Source organism: Diaphorobacter limosus (assembly GCF_033100095.1).
Classification (GTDB): domain Bacteria; phylum Pseudomonadota; class Gammaproteobacteria; order Burkholderiales; family Burkholderiaceae_C; genus Alicycliphilus; species Alicycliphilus limosus.
This window is the reverse complement of record NZ_CP136921.1, coordinates 1,185,017-1,203,627: the sequence shown is the minus strand read 5'-3', so window position 1 is coordinate 1,203,627 and position 18,611 is coordinate 1,185,017. Positions and strand designations below refer to the sequence as shown.

Annotated in this window: 18 protein-coding genes; 10 read left to right on the top strand and 8 right to left on the bottom strand. The window is 66.8% G+C overall.

Annotated elements, in window-relative coordinates; translation table 11 throughout:
• Positions 1–8 precede the first annotated feature (8 nt).
• The 3 genes from P4826_RS05835 (at position 9) to P4826_RS05825 (ending at position 2,136) form a co-directional block, all read left to right on the top strand.
• On the top strand, positions 9–446 hold the full coding sequence (locus P4826_RS05835) for a DNA polymerase III subunit chi (RefSeq protein ID WP_317702959.1): 438 nt from the start codon (positions 9–11) through the stop codon (positions 444–446).
• 33 nt (positions 447–479) lie between these two features.
• A complete protein-coding gene (locus tag P4826_RS05830) occupies positions 480–869 on the top strand; it encodes a hypothetical protein (RefSeq protein ID WP_425605229.1) in 390 nt (129 codons plus the stop codon).
• A gap of 139 nt (positions 870–1,008) precedes the next feature.
• Positions 1,009–2,136, top strand: a complete 1,128-nt coding sequence (locus P4826_RS05825; protein ID WP_317702957.1) for a branched-chain amino acid ABC transporter substrate-binding protein — start codon at positions 1,009–1,011, stop codon at positions 2,134–2,136.
• 106 nt (positions 2,137–2,242) lie between these two features.
• Here the strand turns inward: P4826_RS05825 and P4826_RS05820 are convergent, their stop codons facing one another.
• Positions 2,243–3,250: a D-2-hydroxyacid dehydrogenase family protein gene (locus tag P4826_RS05820; RefSeq protein ID WP_317702956.1), complete on the bottom strand. Its 1,008-nt coding sequence runs from the start codon at positions 3,248–3,250 to the stop codon at positions 2,243–2,245.
• Positions 3,251–3,554: 304 nt separating this feature from the next.
• Between P4826_RS05820 and P4826_RS05815 the strand changes: the two genes are divergently transcribed.
• Positions 3,555–4,307 (top strand): 2OG-Fe dioxygenase family protein, encoded by a 753-nt coding sequence (locus P4826_RS05815; RefSeq protein WP_317702955.1) that lies wholly within the window; start codon positions 3,555–3,557, stop codon positions 4,305–4,307.
• Between the two features lie 93 nt (positions 4,308–4,400).
• The gene (locus tag P4826_RS05810) at positions 4,401–4,841 is read left to right on the top strand and encodes a universal stress protein (protein ID WP_317702954.1); all 441 of its coding nucleotides are present in this window, start codon (positions 4,401–4,403) and stop codon (positions 4,839–4,841) included.
• A 62-nt stretch (positions 4,842–4,903) separates the two neighbouring features.
• On the opposite strand, the gene P4826_RS05805 is transcribed toward P4826_RS05810, so the two are convergent.
• Positions 4,904–5,893, bottom strand: a complete 990-nt coding sequence (locus tag P4826_RS05805; protein WP_317702953.1) for a Bug family tripartite tricarboxylate transporter substrate binding protein — start codon at positions 5,891–5,893, stop codon at positions 4,904–4,906.
• A gap of 433 nt (positions 5,894–6,326) precedes the next feature.
• Between P4826_RS05805 and P4826_RS05800 the strand changes: the two genes are divergently transcribed.
• Genes P4826_RS05800 through P4826_RS05780 form a run of 5 tightly spaced genes read left to right on the top strand, consistent with a single transcriptional unit; the run spans position 6,327 to position 12,091 of the window.
• On the top strand, positions 6,327–8,114 hold the full coding sequence (locus P4826_RS05800; protein ID WP_317702952.1) for a TonB-dependent receptor: 1,788 nt from the start codon (positions 6,327–6,329) through the stop codon (positions 8,112–8,114).
• Between the two features lie 2 nt (positions 8,115–8,116).
• Complete coding sequence (locus P4826_RS05795) at positions 8,117–9,169, top strand: ABC transporter substrate-binding protein (protein WP_317702951.1); 1,053 nt, start codon at positions 8,117–8,119, stop codon at positions 9,167–9,169.
• Positions 9,169–9,981: an ABC transporter permease gene (locus P4826_RS05790; RefSeq protein WP_317702950.1), complete on the top strand. Its 813-nt coding sequence runs from the start codon at positions 9,169–9,171 to the stop codon at positions 9,979–9,981. The genes P4826_RS05795 and P4826_RS05790 overlap by 1 nt, the downstream gene beginning before the upstream one ends.
• Complete coding sequence (locus tag P4826_RS05785; protein ID WP_317702949.1) at positions 9,978–10,838, top strand: ABC transporter ATP-binding protein; 861 nt, start codon at positions 9,978–9,980, stop codon at positions 10,836–10,838. The genes P4826_RS05790 and P4826_RS05785 overlap by 4 nt, the downstream gene beginning before the upstream one ends.
• A 20-nt stretch (positions 10,839–10,858) precedes the next feature.
• Positions 10,859–12,091 (top strand): NnrS family protein, encoded by a 1,233-nt coding sequence (locus P4826_RS05780; RefSeq protein WP_317702948.1) that lies wholly within the window; start codon positions 10,859–10,861, stop codon positions 12,089–12,091.
• Positions 12,092–12,170: 79 nt separating this feature from the next.
• Here the strand turns inward: P4826_RS05780 and bktB are convergent, their stop codons facing one another.
• The 6 genes from bktB to P4826_RS05750 all read right to left on the bottom strand — a co-directional run bounded on the left by bktB (position 12,171) and on the right by P4826_RS05750 (position 18,607).
• Positions 12,171–13,355 (bottom strand): beta-ketothiolase BktB, encoded by a 1,185-nt coding sequence (gene bktB, locus P4826_RS05775; RefSeq protein ID WP_317702947.1) that lies wholly within the window; start codon positions 13,353–13,355, stop codon positions 12,171–12,173.
• A gap of 95 nt (positions 13,356–13,450) precedes the next feature.
• Positions 13,451–14,233: an SDR family NAD(P)-dependent oxidoreductase gene (locus P4826_RS05770; RefSeq protein WP_317702946.1), complete on the bottom strand. Its 783-nt coding sequence runs from the start codon at positions 14,231–14,233 to the stop codon at positions 13,451–13,453.
• Positions 14,234–14,266: 33 nt separating this feature from the next.
• On the bottom strand, positions 14,267–14,935 hold the full coding sequence (locus P4826_RS05765; protein ID WP_317702945.1) for an RluA family pseudouridine synthase: 669 nt from the start codon (positions 14,933–14,935) through the stop codon (positions 14,267–14,269).
• Positions 14,925–17,099 carry a hybrid sensor histidine kinase/response regulator gene (locus P4826_RS05760; RefSeq protein WP_425605228.1) on the bottom strand — a complete coding sequence of 725 codons (2,175 nt, stop codon included), beginning with the start codon at positions 17,097–17,099 and terminating at the stop codon, positions 14,925–14,927. Before P4826_RS05760 ends, P4826_RS05765 begins: the two co-directional genes overlap by 11 nt.
• 23 nt (positions 17,100–17,122) lie before the next feature.
• A complete protein-coding gene (locus P4826_RS05755) occupies positions 17,123–17,521 on the bottom strand; it encodes an FKBP-type peptidyl-prolyl cis-trans isomerase (protein ID WP_317702944.1) in 399 nt (132 codons plus the stop codon).
• Between the two features lie 105 nt (positions 17,522–17,626).
• Positions 17,627–18,607: an NYN domain-containing protein gene (locus P4826_RS05750; protein WP_317702943.1), complete on the bottom strand. Its 981-nt coding sequence runs from the start codon at positions 18,605–18,607 to the stop codon at positions 17,627–17,629.
• Positions 18,608–18,611: the final 4 nt, after the last annotated feature.

Sequence of the window (18,611 nt, the reverse complement as noted above, 5' to 3'; positions counted from 1 at the left end):
TTGGGCGCATGACCGAAGTCGCTTTTCATTTCAATGCCCCTGACAAGCTGGCCTATGTCTGTCGCTTGGCGCGCAAGGCGACTCGCCACGACATGCGCGTGCTGATCACGGCCAGCCGGCAGGATCTGCAGCGCCTCGATCGCTTGCTGTGGGCACTGGGGCCGTCGGACTTCGTCGCCCACTGCCTGGACGATGCGGACGAGGAGATGCGGCAAGCCTCTGCGGTGCTGCTGGCAGCCGATCCGCGGTCATGCGGCCCACGCGACTTGCTGGTGAATCTGGGTGATGCGGTGCCACAGGGCTTCGAGCAATTTGCCAGGCTGGTGGAGGTGGTCAGCCAGTCTGATCCGGCGGATCGCAGCCGCGCGCGCGAGCGCTGGCGCCACTACGCCGCCCAAGGCTATGCGATTGTTCGGCATGACCTGGTGCTGCGAGGGGGGGACTGAATGGGGATGCCGCCGAAAACGCCGCCACGCTTTGTGCCCACTCTCACCGATGTGGTGCATTTGCCCGACACGGCACGGTTTGCGGGCCAGATCATTGAGGCAACGGCAGCATCCGAAGCGCCGCAACCGGTCGCAGCTGCGCCAGAGGGTTTGCAGAATCTGGCGCCCGGGCCGGTGCCTGATGCCGATACCGCTGCGGGCAGCAGTCTGCCCGAAGGCCTGGAGGAATACGTGGTGCACCGCGTCATGCAGCGCGTCGATCTGGTGCTCGATCAGCGCCTGCGCGAGGCCATTGCGCTGGTGGTGCAAGAGCAGACCCGCTCCATGATCCCACGGCTGCGCGAAGAGGTGGAGTCGGTTGTGCGCCATGCCGTATATGAGGCGGTTGCCGACGAACTGGCGGAAAACGGTGGAAGGCGTTGATCAGTTGACCGGGTATTTCCCAGTGTGAATCTTGGGCACTTTCTCGTGTTCCCTAGTGGAGGGGCCCAAAAATTGCGATATGTTTCCGGTCGTTGGACAACATCTTATTTCCAGCGCTTTTCTTTTTTTGGAGACCCATATGCAACTGAAGTTGAAACTGACCGTAGCAGCTGCGATCGCAGCCATTGCCGGCGTGGCCGCCGCTCAAGAAGTGGTACGCATTGGTCACGTGGCCCCGATCTCGGGCGCCCAGGCACACTATGGTAAGGACAACGAGAACGGCTCCCGCATGGCCATTGAAGAGCTGAATGCTCAAGGAGTGGAGATCGGCGGCAAGAAGGTCAAGTTCGAGCTGCTGGCAGAAGACGATGCGGCCGACCCCAAACAAGGCGCGGCCGTTGCACAGAAACTGTGCGACTCCAAGGCTGCGGGCGTGGTCGGTCACCTCAATTCGGGCACCACGATTCCGGCTTCCAAGGTCTATAACGACTGCGGCATTCCGCATATCACGGGCGCTGCCACCAACCCCAATCTGACCAAGCCCGGCTACAAGACCACGTTCCGCATCATTGCCAATGACAATGCCCTGGGTGCCGGTCTGGCCTCGTACGCTGCCGATACGCTGAAGCTCAAGACCGTGGCCGTGGTGGACGATCGCACGGCTTATGGCCAGGGTTTGGCGAATGTGTTCAAGCGTGTGGCTGCCGAGAAGGGCATCAAGGTCGTCGATGAGCAGTTCACGACCGACAAGGCCACGGATTTCATGGCCATCCTGACCGCCATCAAGTCCAAGAACCCCGATGCCGTCTTCTACGGTGGCATGGATCCCCAGGCTGGCCCCATGCTGCGTCAGATGGAGCAGCTGGGCATGGGGAACGTGAAGTTCTTCGGTGGTGACGGTGTGTGCACCACCGAAATCGCCAAGCTTGCCGGCGGCGCCAAGACGCTGGGCAACGTGGTGTGTGCCGAGGGTGGCAGCTCTCTGGCCAAAATGCCCGGCGGCATGGCCTGGAAGGCGAAGTACGATGCCAAGTTCCCTGGCCAGTACCAGATCTACAGCCCCTACACCTACGACGCCACCATGCTGATGGTGGACGCCATGAAGCGTGCCGGATCCTCCGACCCCAAGGTGTACATCCCCGAGCTGCTCAAGTCCAACTACAAGGGCGTGACCGCGACCATCGCCTTTGAGCCGAATGGCGAAATCAAGAACCCGGCCATCACCTTGTACGTTTACAAGGACGGCAAGAAGACGCCGCTGAACTGATCGACCGGCCGTCCAATGCGGCACCTGCCAGTGCCGCAAGTCAGAAAAAGGGGCTTCAATGAAGCTCCTTTTTTCACGCCGGCGACGCAGCCGGATCGGCGCGGCTTCAGCGGCGCACCTGCAATGCTCCCGGATTCACGATGTTGGTGGGTGTGCCCTTGATGTAGTTCACCACGTTGTCGAAGGCGGCACCAAAATAAAGCTCGTAGCTGTCTTGCTCCACGTAGCCGATATGGGGCGTGCAGATGCAGTTCTCTAGTCGCAGCAGTGCATGGCCTTGAAGGATGGGTTCGCTCTCGAAAACATCGACCGCGGCCATGCCTGGGCGTCCGCGATTGAGTGCGGCGAGCAGTGCATCGGCCTCTATGAGTTCGGCGCGCGAGGTGTTCACGAACAACGCCGTGGGCTTCATCCGTGACAGGTCCTCCAGCGTGACCATGCCGCGTGTCTCGTCGGTGAGCCGCAGGTGCAAGGACACCACGTCGCACTGCGAGAAAAAATCAGCCTTTGTGCTGGCCACCTGCAGCCCATCACTCAAGGCCTGCGCACGTGATGCCTCTCGGCCCCAGACCCTCACATTCATGCCGAATGCGCGGCCATATCCGGCGACGATTTGTCCTATGCGCCCATAACCCCAGATGCCCAGGGTCTTGCCACGCAATATGCTGCCCAGCCCGAAATTGGCGGGCATGGATGCGGCCCGCAGACCGGACTGTTGCCATGCGCCGTGCTTGAGGTTGGAGATGTATTGGGGCAGGCGGCGCATGGCGGCCATGATGAGCGCCCAGGTCAGCTCTGCGGGGGCCACGGGTGAGCTCACGCCCTCGGCCACGGCAATGCCGCGTTCGGTGCAGGCCGCGATGTCGACATGCGAGCCTACGCGCCCGGTTTGTGCAATCAGCTTGAGCCGCGGCAGTTTGTCCACCAGTTGGCGGTTGATCTGCGTGCGGTCGCGGATCAGCACAATGATATCTGCGTCCCGCAGGCGCACCGACAGTTGTCCCAGGCCTTTGACGTTGTTGGTGTAGACCTTGGCCGAGTACGGGTCGAGCCGCACCGCGCAGTGAAGCTTGCGCACTGCGTCCTGGTAGTCGTCGAGTATTACGATGTTCATCTTGTGGTGTGCATTCCGTCGGGCGGCCGGGGGCGAAGCACCTGAGGCTCCTGCGGCCTGACGGGCAAAAAGTCACAATGGCTTGGCGAAACTGATGAGCCAGGAAACGATTGTCGTTCATGACCGGGCCCATGTGCGCCAGGGTGCTGAAATCCAGTCCAGCGACCACACAAGATGACAAACCTGTGAATACGTTGTCAGGCAACGCCTCGGTGTGCTGCGTCGGGTTCGGCGGTCATTGATCCCGAAGTATCTTTGTGCACACGGGCCAGAACAAAAGGCGCCAAGTCGTTAAGCTTGCGCCGTGGCACATGTCAGCTTTTCTCCTCCCTACACCCCATCGAGCCAGATGACGCAACAGTTGCGTGACCGCGGTTATGCCGTGCTGCAGCCGCATGACACCGCAGTCTGGCTGGGCTGTGATCTGGCTGATCTGCAGGCGCTTGCGTCGGACTGGGCCGATTTGCCCCCGGACGACTTTCTGAAAGACGGCGGACGTTACCGCCGCCGGCGCCATTCGTGCTTCATTGTGGATGGGAGCGCGGTAAGCCAGACACCCCACCGCGCCCACTGGCAACCCGTGGAGTACAACGCCTTGCATGGCGGCATGCAGCGCTGGTTTGCCCCCATGCGGGATGCCACCGTACAGGCGCCGGTTTGGGGCCGTCTGATGAGGGCCCTGGGTGGCTTGGCGCAGCAGGCCTTGGCGACCCGGTCCGAGACGTGGTTCATCGAGGCACACCAGTTCCGCATTGATACCGAGGGTGGCATTGGCCGCCCCACGCCCGAGGGGGCGCACCGCGATGGCGTGGATCTGGTTGCGGTATTCCTGGTAGATCGCGAAGGGGTCAAGGGTGGTGAGACGCGCATCTTCGAGGCCACAGGCCCCAATGGGCAACGCTTCACACTGAGCGAACCCTGGTCGGTGATGCTGCTCGACGATGCGCGCATGATTCACGAAACCACGCCCATCCAGCCCGACGGTGAGCATGGCTGGCGTGACACGCTGGTACTGACCTGCCGCCGGGATGGCTTCCTGGAGGATGCAGGGCAATAATTGATGCGCATCAAGCACCAAGGCGCCGCATGGCGTCACACTGGCAACAGCTCAGGGATCATCTCCCTATCCCGATTTCAATGAGGAGGTTCCATGTTCAAGCACATTCTGGTTCCCGTCGACGGCTCGGAAACATCCATGAAAGCCGTCGCCAAGGCATCGGCCCTGGCCAAGACCTTTGACAGTGCGGTGACGGCGCTGTATGTGATCGACCCCTACCCGTTCACGGGCGTGGGCGCCGATTTTGCCTACGGCCAGGCGCAATATCTGAGTGCAGCCACGGCCGAGGCGAATGCCGCGCTGGATGCGGCCAAGGCCGCCATCAATCAGGCCGGGGTCGCGAATGTGAGCACCATGGTTGGCGAGGGGCATGCCGTGCACGACGGCATCCAGCGCGCCATCGAGAGCACGGGCGCTGACCTCATCGTCATCGGATCGCATGGCCGCCGTGGCCTGGAAAAGCTGGTGCTGGGCAGCGTCACCCAGCGCGTGCTGGGCGTGGCCCGCGTACCCGTGCTGGTGGTGCGCGAGTAAGGTTTTCTTCCCAACAAAAACGGCTCCCTCGGGAGCCGTTTTTGTTGGGCAGGCCGGGCCGCCTATTCGATCTTCGCGCCGGAGGCTTCGACGATGCCCTTCCACTGCGCGTACTCGGCCTTGAGCAGGGTAGAGAACTGCTCCGGTGTCATGGCCAGGGGTTCGGCTCCCTGGGCGTGGATGGCGGCTTTCACATCGGCTGTCTCCAGAAGCTTGTTGACCTCGGCGTTGAGGGTGCTGACCACGGCTGCGGGCGTGCCGGCCGGAGCGAAGACGCCATACCAGGTGCTGACATCAAAGCCCTTGAAACCCGATTCGGCCACCGTGGGTACATCCGGCAGCGAGGAACTGCGCTTGGCCGAGGTGACGGCTAGCGGGCGCAGCTTGCCGGCCTTGATCTGGCCCATGGCCGAGGGCAGGGACGAGACCAGCAGCTCCACATTGCCCGCCAGCGCGTCCATCAGCGCGGGGTTCGAGCCCTTGTAGGGCACATGGCTCAGCTTGATGCCTGCGGCCTTCTCGAACAGGTCGCCGGCAAGGTGGATGGAGGTGCCATTGCCCGGCGAGCCATAGGTGACGGTGCCGGGCGCGGCCTTGGCGGCGGCCACCACGTCGGCCAGGGTCTTGAACCTGGAGTTGACGCTGGTGGCTATGACCACCGGCGTGTAGGCCACATGGGCCACGGCCGTCAGGTCTTTGGTGGGATCCCAGGCCAGGTTCTTGTACAGCCAGGGGCCTATGACCAGGTTGTCCTTCTGGCCCATGACGATGTCGTAGCCCGTGGGCGCGGCCTTGACGGCCTCGCCAATGCCTATGGTGCCGCCGGCGCCAGGCTTGTTGTCGGCCACCACGGTCCATTTGTTGGCTTCGGTGAGCTTGGCGGACACCAGACGCGCCAGGATGTCGGTACCGCCACCGGGCGGGAAGGGCACGATCATGCGGATGGGCTTGGTCGGGTAGATGCCGGCAGCCGTGGGTGCAGCAGTCTGACCATGGGCAACGCCCAGGGCACAGGCCAGGGTGGCAAACGAGAGGATATGTCTGCGAAGCATCAAGGAAATCTCCAGGGAAGCCGAGAAAAGCCAGCCACGGCCGGTGGCTGCATAACGGGCAGCATGATGGCCCAGTCGCCGTGATGCCAGCCCTGCCCATGCGCGTGCGTGCCATCGCCAAACGCGATGCCTGCATCAGCGTGGCCCGCAGGTCATGTGGCGCGGGTTGGGTACCGGGTTTGATCTGGCTCATCGTTAATACGAATCGTTATCGTTATCATGGGCGGATGCCAACTCGGATCAGCCACTCCATGACAGCAGATATCTCGTTTGCCTCCACCGAAGCAGGTTGGAAGGTGCAGCCGCACGGGCATGCCGATCACAGGCCGCTTTCGCCCAGCGGGCGCTGTCCCTGGGCGAGGCGCTGCGCGGAGAGCCGGGGATATCGGTGTCGCTCGATGGCGCGTAGGGGCAGAACCCGGTGATTCGTGGCTTGCAGAAGGACAGCGTGGTGCTGATGGTGGACGGCATGCGCCTGAATTCGGCGCAGCGGGCGGGAGCGATCGCCTCGTTTCTGTCGCTGGGCCTGGCGGAACGGGTCGAGGTGGTCAAGGGCCCGGCCTCGGTGCTCTATGGCACGGGGGCGCTTGGCGGTGCCATCAACGTACGCCTGCCGCAGGCGCGCTTCGAGCCCGGGTTGCACCTCAAGACCCGCCTGGGCTATGACTCGGCCAGCCGGGGCGCCAGCGGCGCGGCGCTGCTCAATGCCAGCCAGGGCGACCACGCGCTGATGCTGGGCGGGTCACTCGCCGACTACCAGGACTACCGCGCCCCCGGGGGCAAGGTGGCCTACACCGGCTATGAATCGGGCGCCTTCATCGGCCAGTACCGCTACCGCCTGGGCGGCGGCCAGCAGCTGCGCCTGTCGCTGCAGCAGCAGCGCGACGACGATGTGTGGTATCCCGGTTCCATCAAGCCGCATGCGCTGCCGGTGGTGGGTAGCGTCATCACCCACTCGCCCAAGCAAACGCGCCGCCTCTACGAGCTGGGCTACAACCGCCAGGGCGATGGCGAGCGGCCGCTCAATTTTGACCTGCGCCTGTACCGCCAGGAGATGAGCCGCAGCATCTATGGCCAGGCCAGGCTGCTGGGGCGCGACATCGTCACCACCGACGTGAGCTTTGCCACCGATGGCCTGGACGCGCGCGCCGACTGGTTGCTGCACCCGGCGCACCTGCTGTCGTTCGGCATCAACGCCTGGCGCATGACGGCCGACCCCGATGCCTGGATGGCGCGCCCGCCGCAGTTCGTGCAGTACGTGCCGTCGCAGCCATTTGGCGATGGCCGCCTGCAGGCCGTGGGCCTGTACCTGCAGGACGACATCAAGCTGGGCGCCTGGAGCGTGCTGGCCGGCCTGCGCCACGACCGCGTGCAGGGGCGTGCGGCGATGATGAACAACGGCGCCGTGACTTCGGGGCTGGATCGGTCGGACGGTGCCACGTCGGCCAGCCTGGGCGTGATGTACGAGGTGACGCCGCTGCTGCGCCCCTACGCCAATGTCTCGCGCGCCTTCCGCGCCGCCGATCTGCGCGAGCGCTACCAGTCGGGGCTGCGCAACGACGGCTTCTACTGGGCCGGCAGTCCGCAGATCAGGCCCGAGACGGCGACCCAGTTCGAGCTGGGCATGAAGGGCGAGGATGAGCGGTTCGGCTACGCGGTGTCGGCGTTTCGCACGCGCATAGCCAATCACATCACCGGCATGCAGCTCACTGGCGCCGCCGCCATGGCCGCCTGCGGCGCGGCCAATGCAGCAGCCTGCAAACAGACCTTCAACCTGGGGCATGCGACCTTGACCGGGCTGGAGGCCTCGCTGCGCTGGCGCTGGCGTCCCGGCCATTGGCTGGATGCCGGCTATTCGCGGGTGCGCGACACCAATGGTGACCTGCACGAACCGCTGTACCAGATGCCCGCCGACACCCTGCGCCTGGGCTGGGAAGGGCGCATTCTGGCGGACTGGTCGGTGGACGCGACGGCGCTGCTGGTGCGGCCGCAAAAGCGCGTTGCCACCCGCTTCACGCGCGGCCAGGAAGATGTCAGCGCCGGCTACGGCGTGGTTGATGTCGGCGCCACCTGGCGCTATGCACGCGGCCAGTCGCTGCGCCTGGCCATCAAGAACCTGGGCGACAAGCGCTACCACGAACATCTGGCCGAGGGCTTGCCGGGTCTGGAGCCCCATGCCCCCGGGCGCAGCCTGCGCATTGGCTGGGAAGGACAATTCTGAGCATGACCCTGCAGACCATGGATCGTGACGCACGCCGCCGCCTGCTCATCGCTGGCGCAGCCGGCGCCATGCTGGGCGCGGCGGCGCCGCTGCGCGCGCAGCCTGCGGGCGGCGCGGCCCCGGCGCGACGTGCCAGGCTGGCGCTGTCCGGCCCGTTCGCCGCCGTGTCCTATCCCTTGATGCGCATCGCCGACAGCGGCGCGCTGGCCGATGTCGCCGACAAGGTGGAATTTCGCAGCTGGAAGACACCAGACCAGCTGCGCGCGCTGGCCATTGAGCAGTCGGCCGACCTGGTTGCCATGCCCAGCAACGTGGCGGCCAACCTGTTCAACCGCGGCGTGCCGCTGGCGCTGCTGGACATCAGCACCTGGGGTCTGCTGTGGATGGTCTCGCGCGAGGCGGGCCTGCGTACCCTGGCGGACTTTCGCGGCAAGGAAGTGGTGATGCCGTTTCGCGGCGACATGCCTGACATCCTCTTTCGCCTGCTGGCCGAGCGCCAGGGCATCGCCGTGGGCAAGGACATCCGGCTGCGCTATGTGGCCTCGCCCATCGACGCCATGCAGCTGCTCATCACGCGCCGCGCCGACCATGCGCTGCTGGCCGAACCGGCGGTATCCATGGGGCTGCGCAAGAGCCAGTCGTTCCCGGTGAAGGTGATTGCCCCCGAGCTGCACCGCAGCGTCGATCTGCAACAGGAGTGGGGCCGTGTGCTGGGGCGCGCCCCGCGCATTCCTCAGGCCGGCATCACGGCGCTGGGCCGGGTGCAGGGCGATGCGGCGCTGCTGGCGCGCTTCGAGCAGGAGCACGCCAAGGCGCTGGCCTGGTGCCAGGCCCAGCCCGAGGCCTGCGGCGAGATGGCGGCGCGCCATGTCGAGATGCTGACGCCCGAGGGCGTGGCCGACGCCATGCGCGCGACCCAATCCACCATGACCCTGGTGGGCGCCAGCCAGGCGCGCGCCGAGCTGGAGTTCTTCTACCAGCAGCTGCTGGAGCGGCAGCCTGGCCTGGTCGGCGGCAAGCTGCCGCCGGCCGCGTTCTACGCGGGACGCGCCTGATGGCCTTGTTGCGCAACTGGCTGCTGGGCATTCCGCGCTATCTCTGGGGTGGCTGGGGCGCGATCGCCAGCCTGCTGCTGCTGGTGGCCCTGTGGGAGGCGCTGGCCGCCGCCTACGGGCCGCTGGTGCTGCCGACGCCGTTGCAGACCGCGCACATGCTCGGCCAGTGGATGGCGCAGGGCGGCGAGCTGTGGCCGGCGCTGGCGGTGACGGCCAGGCGCGCCTTCATCGGGCTGGCGCTGGCGGTGCTGGCCGGCAGCCTGCTGGGCGTGGCCGCCGGCATGTCGATGACGGCGTCGATGATGGCGCGCCCCTGGATCACGGTGCTGCTGGGCACGCCGCCCATCGCCTGGCTGGTGCTGGCCATGCTGTGGTTCGGCAGCGGCGATGGCACGCCGGTGTTCACCGTGTTCATTGCCTGCCTGCCGGTGGTCTTTGTCGGCGGCATGCAGGGCGCGCGCACGCTGGAGCGCCACTGGCGCGACCTGGCGCGCGCCTATCGGTTGCCCTGGCATATGCGCGTGCTCGACGTGTACCTGCCGCATGTGGTGTCCTACCTGTTCCCGGCCTGGATCGTCGCGCTGGGCAGCAGCTGGAAGGTGGTGGTGATGGCCGAGCTGCTGTCGTCCGACACGGGCGTTGGCGCCGAGCTGGCCACCAGCCGCGCACAGCTGGACATGGCGGCGACGCTGGCCTGGATAGGAGCTGTGGTGCTGGTGTTGCTGGCGCTGGAATACCTGCTGCTGGAGCCCATCAAGCGCGAGATCGAACGCTGGCGCGACAGCGCTGGCACGGCCGAGGAGCGCGCATGACGGCACAGCCCAGCCCCGAGCTGCGCGTGAGCGGCCTGGCGCATGCCTTCGGCCCGCGCGCCGTGCTCGAAGACATCCACCTGCATCTGCCGGCCGGCCGCACGCTGGCGCTGGTCGGCCCCTCGGGCAGCGGCAAGAGCACGCTGCTGCACCTGTGCGCCGGCCTGCTGACGCTGCGTGACGGGCGCATCGCCAACGGCTTTGCGCGCACCACCATGCTGTTCCAGCAGCCGCACCTGTTGCCCTGGAAGAGCGCGCTGGACAACATTGCCCTCGGCCTGAAGGCGCGCGGCATGGCGCGTGGCGCGCGCCTGCAGGCCGCGCATGCCATGGGCCGGGCCATGGGGCTCGATGAGCTGGCGCTGGCGCAGTTTCCGCCGCAGCTCTCGGGCGGCATGCAAAGCCGCGTGGCGCTGGCGCGCGCGCTGGTGCTGGAGCCCGACCTGCTGCTGCTCGACGAGCCGTTCTCCGCGCTCGATATCGGCATGAGGCAGCAGACGCACCGCCTGCTGCTGGCCGAGCAGCAGCGCCGGCCGCTGGCCGTGCTGATGATCACGCACGACGTGATGGAGGCCGTGGCGCTGGCCGACCAGGTGCTGGTGCTGGCCGGAACGCCCGCGCGTCTGCGCTGGCGTCTGGATCTGGCCCAGCCCGCCGCGCGCCGGGACGACGCCTGGGTGCACCGCCAGACGGCGCGGCTGCTGGCGCAGCCGGCGGTGCGCGCGGCGTTCGACCTGCCGCCGCTGGCCCATGGGGTGTCGCCCGCCGACGCACATTCCCCCGCCGACCCAGGCACCGGCGTGGCCGTGGGCGGCCAGGCGCGCATCGCCGGCGACGGTTGCGAGGTGGCGCTGTGACGGCGCCGCTGGCAATGGCAATGGCGCCGCGCCCCACGCCCTGGTCGCTCGCCCACCCCCTGTGGCTGTGCCCGTTTCGCCCGTTCTTTGCGCTGGCCATGCTGTCGGCCTGGTTGCTGATGGGGCTGTGGGGCGGTTTTTTGCTGCTGGGCTGGCCGCTGCCCGTGGTGCCGGGCGGCCCCTTTGTCTGGCATGCGCATGAGCTGCTGCTGGGTTTTGTGCTGGCGGCTCTGGCCGGCTTCGTGCTCACGGCGGTGCCTGAGTTCACCGGCACGCCACCATTCGCGGCCGGGCCCGTGCGCCAGCTGGTGCTGCTGTGGCTGCTGGGGCGGCTGGCCTTCTGGTTCAGCGGCTGGTGGTCGGGCCCGGCGCTGGCGCTGTCGGCGCTGGCCCACCTGGGCCTGCTGGCCGGTTTGATGGCCTTGCTGGCGCCGCGCCTGTGGCGCGACCCGGACAGGCGCCATCTGTCGTTCTTATGGACGCTGCTGGCGCTGGCCGCGGTGGTCGCGGCCTTGTACTTCGACGCGCTGCGGGGCATCTCGCCGGCGCGCTGGCTGCATGTGCTGGTGGGCGTCTTCATGGCCCTGGTGGTGGTGGCCATGAGCCGCATCTCGATGAGCATCGTCAACGCCAGCATCGACGAGCTGGCCGCGCGCCAGGGCGAGGAGCTGGCGCCCTACCTGGCGCGGCCGCCAAGACGCAAGCTGGCGCTGCTGACCATAGGCCTGTTCATGCTGGCCGAGTTCTGGCAGGCGGGTGGGCCGGTCAGCGGCTGGCTGGCGCTGGCGGCGGCCTGCGCCCTGCTGAATCTGCTGAACGACTGGCATGTGGGGCGGCCGCTGCTGCGGCGCTGGCCGTTGATGCTGTACGCCGTGTACCTGTTGATGGCAGGCGGCTACGCGCTCATCGGCGTGGCCGTGCTGACAGGTGCCTTCAGCCCCAACGCCGGCCTGCACCTGCTGACCACGGGCGTGCTCGGGCTCAGCATCTACGTCGTGATCTGCATTGCCGGCTACACGCACAGCGGACTGGAGAAGGGTGCTCGCCCCTGGGTGCCGCTGGGCGCCCTGCTGCTGGGCGCCAGCGCGCTGCTGCGCGTGGGCGCCTATGCCGGGCAGGCGCCGGCCATGATGGGCGCGGCGGCGCTGCTGTGGGGCGCGGCCTTCTTGCTGCAGAGCGCGCATATGCTGCCGGTGTTCTGGCGTCCGCGCGCCGATGGTGCCAGTGGTTGCGCCGGTATCACGACTTCGTGATATTCAATAAAAACGCCCGCTGGCGCTTGTCCAGCGGGCGCTGATAGCTACTTTAGTTGTAGCTATATGGGGCGGGTCATCACATGCGCTCAAAGACTGCGGCGATGCCCTGGCCGCCGCCGATGCACATGGTCACCAGGGCGTAGCGGCCCTGGATGCGCTGCAGCTCGTACAGCGCCTTGACGGTGATCAGCGCGCCCGTGGCGCCGATGGGGTGGCCCAGCGAGATGCCCGAGCCATTGGGGTTGACCTTGGCCGGGTCGGCGCCCAGGCCCTTGGTGACGGCGCAGGCCTGGGCGGCGAAGGCTTCGTTGGCCTCGATCACGTCCATCTGGTCGATCTTCATGCCCAGCTTTTGCAGCAGTTGCTGTGTGGCCGGCACCGGGCCAATGCCCATGGTCTTGGGCTCGACGCCGGCGTGGGCGTAGCCCACCAGGCGCGCCAGCGGCTTGGCGCCGCGCGCCTTGGCGGCGCCGGCCTCCATCAGCAGCACGGCGGCGGCGGCGTCGTTGATGCCGCTGGCATTGCCGGCGGTGACGGTGCCGTTCTCCTTCAGGAACACGGCCTTCATCTTCTGGAAGTCCTCCAGCTTGGCGCCGGGGCGGAAATGCTCGTCCTTGTCAAACGCCACCTCGCCCTTGCGGCTCTTGAGCATCACCGGGACGATCTGGTCCTTGAAGCGGCCCTCGGCCCAGGCGACCTCGGCGCGGCGGTGGCTCTCCAGCGCCAGCGCGTCCTGCATCTCGCGCGTGATGCCATGCTCGGCGGCGACGTTCTCGGCCGTCACGCCCATGTGGATGGTGTGGAAGGGGTCGTGCAGCGCGCCGACCATCATGTCCACCATCTTGCTGTCGCCCATGCGCGCGCCAAAGCGCGTGGCCAGGCTGGCATAGGGGGCGCGGCTCATGTTCTCGGCGCCGCCGCCGATGGCGATGTCGTAGTCGCCCAGCAGGATGCCCTGGCTGGCGCTGACGATGGCCTGCAGGCCCGAGCCGCACAGGCGGTTGACGTTCATGGCCGGCGTCTCTTTCTGGCAGCCGCCGTTGATGGCCGCCACGCGCGAGAGGTACATGTCGCGCGGCTCGGTGTTCACCACATGGCCGAAGACCACATGGCCCACGTCCTTGCCCTCCACGCCGGCGCGCGCCAGCGCCTCCTTGACCACCAGCGCGCCGAGATCGACGGTGGGGGTGTCCTTCAGCGCGCCGCCAAAGGTTCCGATGGCGGTGCGCACACCGCTGACAACGACAACTTCACGGGTCATGGTTCTCTCCTGTAGTGGAAGGTTTCAGGTTGAAAAGGGCTTTTACGCCCAGGGGGTACGCGTCAATAGCTACAAAAAATATAGTAATTTATCTCTTAAGCGTCGCGCACGTCGGCCACCGGATTGCTGCCGAAGTCGGCGCGCTCCAGCCAGGCCAGCACGCGGGCGGCCGCGGCAGCGGGTGTGGTCAGCATGCCACCGGATTTGAGGGCGGCAAAGTTCTGCACGTCGGGAAAGTCGGCCGCGCTGGCGCCGCGCAGCTGGATCTGCATGTCGGTGTCGATGACGCCGGGCGCCAGCGAGCAGACGCTGGCGCCATGCGCCTTGGCGGCCTCGTCCAGCGCCAGGCAGCGCGTGAAATGGTCCATACCGGCCTTGGCCGCGCAGTAGGCCGCCTGCGAGGCCATGGCGCGCCGGCCCAGGCCCGAGGAAATGTTGAGCACCTTGCGTGCAACGGCGTGCGGCGGGGCGCCCCAGCCCTCCGTGGCGCCCAGGAAGGCGGCCGTGAGCAGCATGGGCGCCTCCAGCCCGACGCGCAGCGCGCGCGCCTGGTCGGCCATGTCCTGCGCGCTGGCGCAGGCCGACAGCGGCGCAATGCGCGGGATCACGCCGGCGTTGTTGATCAGCGTGGCGCTGGCGTAGCGCCCGGCGCTTTGCCCGGCCAGCCAGGCATGCAGCTGCTGGGCCGCGGGTGCGGGCTCGGACAGATCGACGGTCCATTGCTCCAGCATGGCGCCGGCGGGCACGGCAGCGGTCAGCTGGGAATTGCTGTTGCGCGCCATGCAGATCAGGGTGTGGCCGGGTTGCAGCAGCTGCTGGGCCATGGCCAGTCCCATGCCGCGCGAGGCGCCGGTGAGGATGAAGAGCTGTTGTGTCATCCCTGCATGGTAACGGTCAGGCGCGCCGCATTCTCAAAATGGCGCTGCCGAGATGTAGCTGCACCGGCGCCCATGCAGGGGATGGGCAAATTCCAGCGTGCAGGCGTGCAGCAGCAGGCGCGGCGCGCTTGCCTGTTGCGCGGCGTTGGCGTAGAGCATGTCGCCGAGTATCGGGTGGCCCAGCGCCGCCAGATGCACGCGCAGCTGGTGCGTGCGGCCGGTGACGGGTTCGAGCTCCAGGCGCGTGCAGCCCAAAGCCCGGTCGACGTCCAGCACCCGCCAGCGCGTGAGGCTGGGCTGGCCGCGCTGTGCATCCACCACACGCAGCGGCCGGCGCTCCCAGTCGGCGGCAATCGGCAGGGCGATGGCGCTCCAGCCTTCGTCATCGGCCGTGTCATCGGGTTGCGGCAGGCCGGCCACCACGGCCTGGTAGCGCTTGTGCACGCGGCGCTCGGCAAAGATCCTGCTCAGCGCGCGCTGCATGGGCAGGCCGCGCGCCATCAGCACCAGGCCCGAGGTGGGCTGGTCCAGTCGGTGCACGATGAGTGCGTCGCTCCAAAGCGCCTGGGCGCGGGTGCTCAGGCAATCCTGCTTGTCCGGCCCGCGGCCGGGCACGCACAGCAGGCCGGGGGGCTTGTCCAGCACCAGCAGGTCGTCGTCGGCATGCACACAGGACAGGCCCGAGGGGGCGTCAACGTTCATGCGCCAGCCGATCGACGGTGGCGCAGAGCTCGGCCACATCGTTGGGCTTGTGGATCAGCGCGCGCGCGCCTTCGGCCAGCGCCGCCTGCTCGATCTCGGCCGTGACATAGCCCGAGGCCAGCGCCACCGGCAGATCCGGCCTGATGGCGCGCGCCGCGCGCACCAGGTCCAGGCCCGAGTAGCCGGGCATGTTGTAGTCGGTGACCAGCAGGTCGTAGCGCCCGGGCGCGGCGCGCAATGCGTCCGTGGCCTCGTGCGGGTCGGTGAAGCCGCTGACCTCGTAGCCCCGGCGGCGCAGCAGGCGCCGCACCAGAAACACCAGCGCCTCGTCGTCGTCAACGTACATCACATGGCGCTGGCGCCGGCTCGCGGGTGGTGCGGGCTCGGGAGCAGGTGCGGGCGGCGCGGCCGTGGCGGCGCCCTCCTGCGGTGACGCGGTGGCCACGGGAAAGTACAGCGTGAAGCTGCTGCCCCGGCCCGGCGCGCTGTGCACGTCGATGGCGCCGCCATGGGTGCGCATCACGCCATGCACCACGGCCAGGCCCAGGCCCGTGCCCTGGCCCACGGGCTTGGTGGTGAAGAAGGGCTCGAAGATGCGCGGCAGCGTGGCCTCGTCCATGCCGGGCCCGTCGTCCTGCACGCGCAGCGCCACATAGTCGCCCGCGGCCAGGCCCAGGTTTTCGCGCTGGTGCTGGTCGGGCTGCACCAGCACGCCATCGACCTGGATGCGCCCGCGCCGATTGCCAATGGCGTGCACGGCGTTGGTGCACAGGTTCAGGAGCGCCTGCTCGACCTGCGTGGCATCGGCCAGCACCGGGGGCAGCTCGGGCTGCAGGTGCAGGCTCAGCTCGATCTCGGGTGGCAGCGTGACGCGCAGCAGGCGCTCGGTGTCATGCGCCACCTCGGCCAGCGCGACGGCGGCGCGCCGGGGCGCCTCGTTGCGGCTGAAGGTCAGGATCTGGCGCACCAGGTCGCGCGCGCGCCGGCCGGCCTTGTCTATCTCCAGCAGGCTTTCGTGCAGTGCCGAGCCTGGCGTGCAGTCGGCCTTGGCCAGCTCCACGTTGCCCAGGATGGCATGCAGGATGTTGTTGAAGTCGTGCGCGATGCCGCCGGCCATGGTGCCCACGGCCTGCATCTTGTGCGACTCGCGCAGCTGCGCCTCAAGGGCATTGCGGCGCGCTTCCTCGCGCTTCTTGCCCGTGAGGTCGCGCGCGAACACGGTGGTGGTTTCCCCCTCTGCATGGCGCTCAAACGACACATTCACCTCCACTGCCAGCTCGTTGCCGCCCGCCGTGAGGGCCGTCATCTCTCCGAGAGCCGCCTGGGTGGTGAGTTGGGCGAAGGCCAGCACCTGTTGGGCGTCGGGCAGAAAGCGGCTCAGGGGGCTGCCCAGGGCGTCGCTGGCGGCGCACTGGAAGAGCATGGCTGCGGTGGGGTTGAAGACGGTGATGTGCTCGCTTTGATCGACGCAGATGATGGCGTCCAGCGCGGAGTTGATCACCGCCTCCAGCCGGCGCTCGCCGGCATGCAGCTGCGCGTTGCGCTCCTGCAGCTCTGCGGCGCTGCGCTGCAAGGCCTGGCGCTCGGCCAGCAGCGGGCCCTGGTCGATCACGGCGCAGAGAAACTGCGTCAGCACCGTGCCATCGTCGCTGTGCGATTCGATGCGCGCGATATGCAGGTCGCCCGTGATGCGCCGCTCGTCGTCGATGTGGAACACTACCTCGGTGGCCTCGGCCGTGCCCTGTTGGGTGGCCGCTGCAAACGCGGCCTGCACGCGCGGCGCATGCTCGGCGCCGACGAAGGGCATGAGGGCGATCAGCGGGCGGTCATTCTCCTGCGGCTGGAACGAGCGCTGCGCCATCGAGTTGGCCTGCACCACCATGTCGTGCGCGTCCAGCACCATGAGTGACAGCGGCACATTGGCAAACAGGGCCTCGAAGCGCTCCGAGGCGCTTTCTGCCGCCGCCTGGCTGTAGCGCAGCACCTTGTTCTGCGTCTCCAGCTCGGCCTGCGAGGCGCGCAGCTCGGCGATCAGCTGGGCCACGGCGCCGCTGGCGCGTTCCGGGCTGCGGCGCTCGGGCATGCCCGCGGGTGACGTGGCATCGCCCGGCGGCTGCGGCGGCTCCATGCCCCGCAGCAGAAAGGACAGGTCGGGCTGGCCCATGGCGGCTGCGGCTCGATGGGCTGTCAGCGCACCGACAGCAGCTCGATCTCGAACTGCATAGTGGTGTTGGAGGGGATCAGGGCGCTGGAGCCGCGCATGCCATAGGTGGTTGCGGGCGGGCAGGAGAGCTTGGCCTTGCCGCCCTCCTTCATGAGCTGCAGGCCCTCGCGCCAGCAGGGAATGACGCGGTTGACCGGGAACTCGGCCGGCTCCCCGCGTTTGTAGGAGCTGTCGATTTCCTTGCCGTCGGCGGCGATGCCGCGGTAATGCACCTTGACCGTGTCGCCGGCCTTGGGGCTGATGCCTGTGCCGTCGTGAAGGGATTCATAGACCACGCCGCTGGCCGTGGTGACCGGGGCGGATTGCGCCAGGGCTACCGGAGTGAAAAAAAGAGCGGCGAGCAGGGTCAGGGTGGTGCGCATGGAAGCCTTCCAAAAACAAAGGCCCGATGGTAGGGCCTTTGAGGGTGCTTACGGATTGACTTTAGTCGAGATCAGACAATGGAACGCAGCTGCAGAACAGGGGCGCTACGGCGCAATGGATACCTGCATGCGCATGCTGTCGTTGGCGATTTCCACATGATCTACCTTGCTGAGAAGATCAGTAAAGCTTTCAAACCCATACTCTTCCCAGTTCCAGCGCGGCTTCACGTACTTGCCAGTCACGTCAAGGCTGGCCCAGCCCTTGGCGTTCTTGAATTTGTTGAAAGCTTCATCAAGCAATTTGATGAGATCGCCAAAAGGTATTTTCCGACAATACATGCGGTTGGCTTCGTCGGTGCGAAATTGCAGGCCTCGTAGCTCGCGCAGCATTCCGGAGAGCTTGGCGTAACCATAGGTGCGAGAGTCGAAGTCTGGCCGCGTTTCACTGATGACGTTGCCGATTTTGCCAACGAAGGCCCAACCGGTGGTTTCGTCGGTGGCGTCCTTGATCGATTTGTACAACAGGTTTTTGGTGGTTCCATCCATTTGCCTTGGCTTGGCGGCAGGTTTGGCAATGTCAGGCGAGGCGGCCATAACTGCATTCGGCACGGTAACGATGTCATCCTTGCCTTTTCCTGCTTCACCGAGGTTTTCAATGTAGAAAAACCGGTCGCAGGCTTGCCTGAATGCCTCAGGTGTTTTCTCCCTGCCAAAGCCATAGACCATTCGGCCCGAAGCTCGGATGCGTGATGCCAGAGGCGTGAAATCGCTGTCGCTGGAGACCAGGCAGAAGCCGTCGAAGTGGCCGCTGTAGAGCAGATCCATCGCGTCGATGATCAGCCCCATGTCGGTGGCATCTTTGCCCTTCGTGTAGGCGAATTGCTGGATGGGTACCAGCGCGTGCTTGAGAAGAATGCTGCGCCAGCCGCTGAGCAGGGGGCTGCTCCAGTCGCCGTAAATGCGTTTGACGCTGGCGATGCCGTACTTGGCGATTTCCTCCAGCAAGCCCTGTGCGCAGCTGGATGTCGTGTTGTCGGCGTCAATGAGGACGGCCAGTTTTTCGGGTTTTAGATTTTCGCTGGCCATCCAC

Coding starts and splice junctions, on each gene's coding strand:
- P4826_RS05835 (WP_317702959.1), top strand. CDS start 9: ATGACCGAAGTCGCTTTTCATTTCAATGCCCCTGACAAGCTGGCCTAT.
- P4826_RS05825 (WP_317702957.1), top strand. CDS start 1,009: ATGCAACTGAAGTTGAAACTGACCGTAGCAGCTGCGATCGCAGCCATT.
- P4826_RS05820 (WP_317702956.1), bottom strand. CDS start 3,250: ATGAACATCGTAATACTCGACGACTACCAGGACGCAGTGCGCAAGCTT.
- P4826_RS05810 (WP_317702954.1), top strand. CDS start 4,401: ATGTTCAAGCACATTCTGGTTCCCGTCGACGGCTCGGAAACATCCATG.
- P4826_RS05805 (WP_317702953.1), bottom strand. CDS start 5,893: ATGCTTCGCAGACATATCCTCTCGTTTGCCACCCTGGCCTGTGCCCTG.
- P4826_RS05795 (WP_317702951.1), top strand. CDS start 8,117: ATGACCCTGCAGACCATGGATCGTGACGCACGCCGCCGCCTGCTCATC.
- P4826_RS05790 (WP_317702950.1), top strand. CDS start 9,169: ATGGCCTTGTTGCGCAACTGGCTGCTGGGCATTCCGCGCTATCTCTGG.
- P4826_RS05785 (WP_317702949.1), top strand. CDS start 9,978: ATGACGGCACAGCCCAGCCCCGAGCTGCGCGTGAGCGGCCTGGCGCAT.
- P4826_RS05780 (WP_317702948.1), top strand. CDS start 10,859: ATGGCGCCGCGCCCCACGCCCTGGTCGCTCGCCCACCCCCTGTGGCTG.
- bktB (WP_317702947.1), bottom strand. CDS start 13,355: ATGACCCGTGAAGTTGTCGTTGTCAGCGGTGTGCGCACCGCCATCGGA.
- P4826_RS05770 (WP_317702946.1), bottom strand. CDS start 14,233: ATGACACAACAGCTCTTCATCCTCACCGGCGCCTCGCGCGGCATGGGA.
- P4826_RS05765 (WP_317702945.1), bottom strand. CDS start 14,935: ATGAACGTTGACGCCCCCTCGGGCCTGTCCTGTGTGCATGCCGACGAC.
- P4826_RS05760 (WP_425605228.1), bottom strand. CDS start 17,099: ATGGGCCAGCCCGACCTGTCCTTTCTGCTGCGGGGCATGGAGCCGCCG.
- P4826_RS05755 (WP_317702944.1), bottom strand. CDS start 17,521: ATGCGCACCACCCTGACCCTGCTCGCCGCTCTTTTTTTCACTCCGGTA.
- P4826_RS05750 (WP_317702943.1), bottom strand. CDS start 18,607: ATGGCCAGCGAAAATCTAAAACCCGAAAAACTGGCCGTCCTCATTGAC.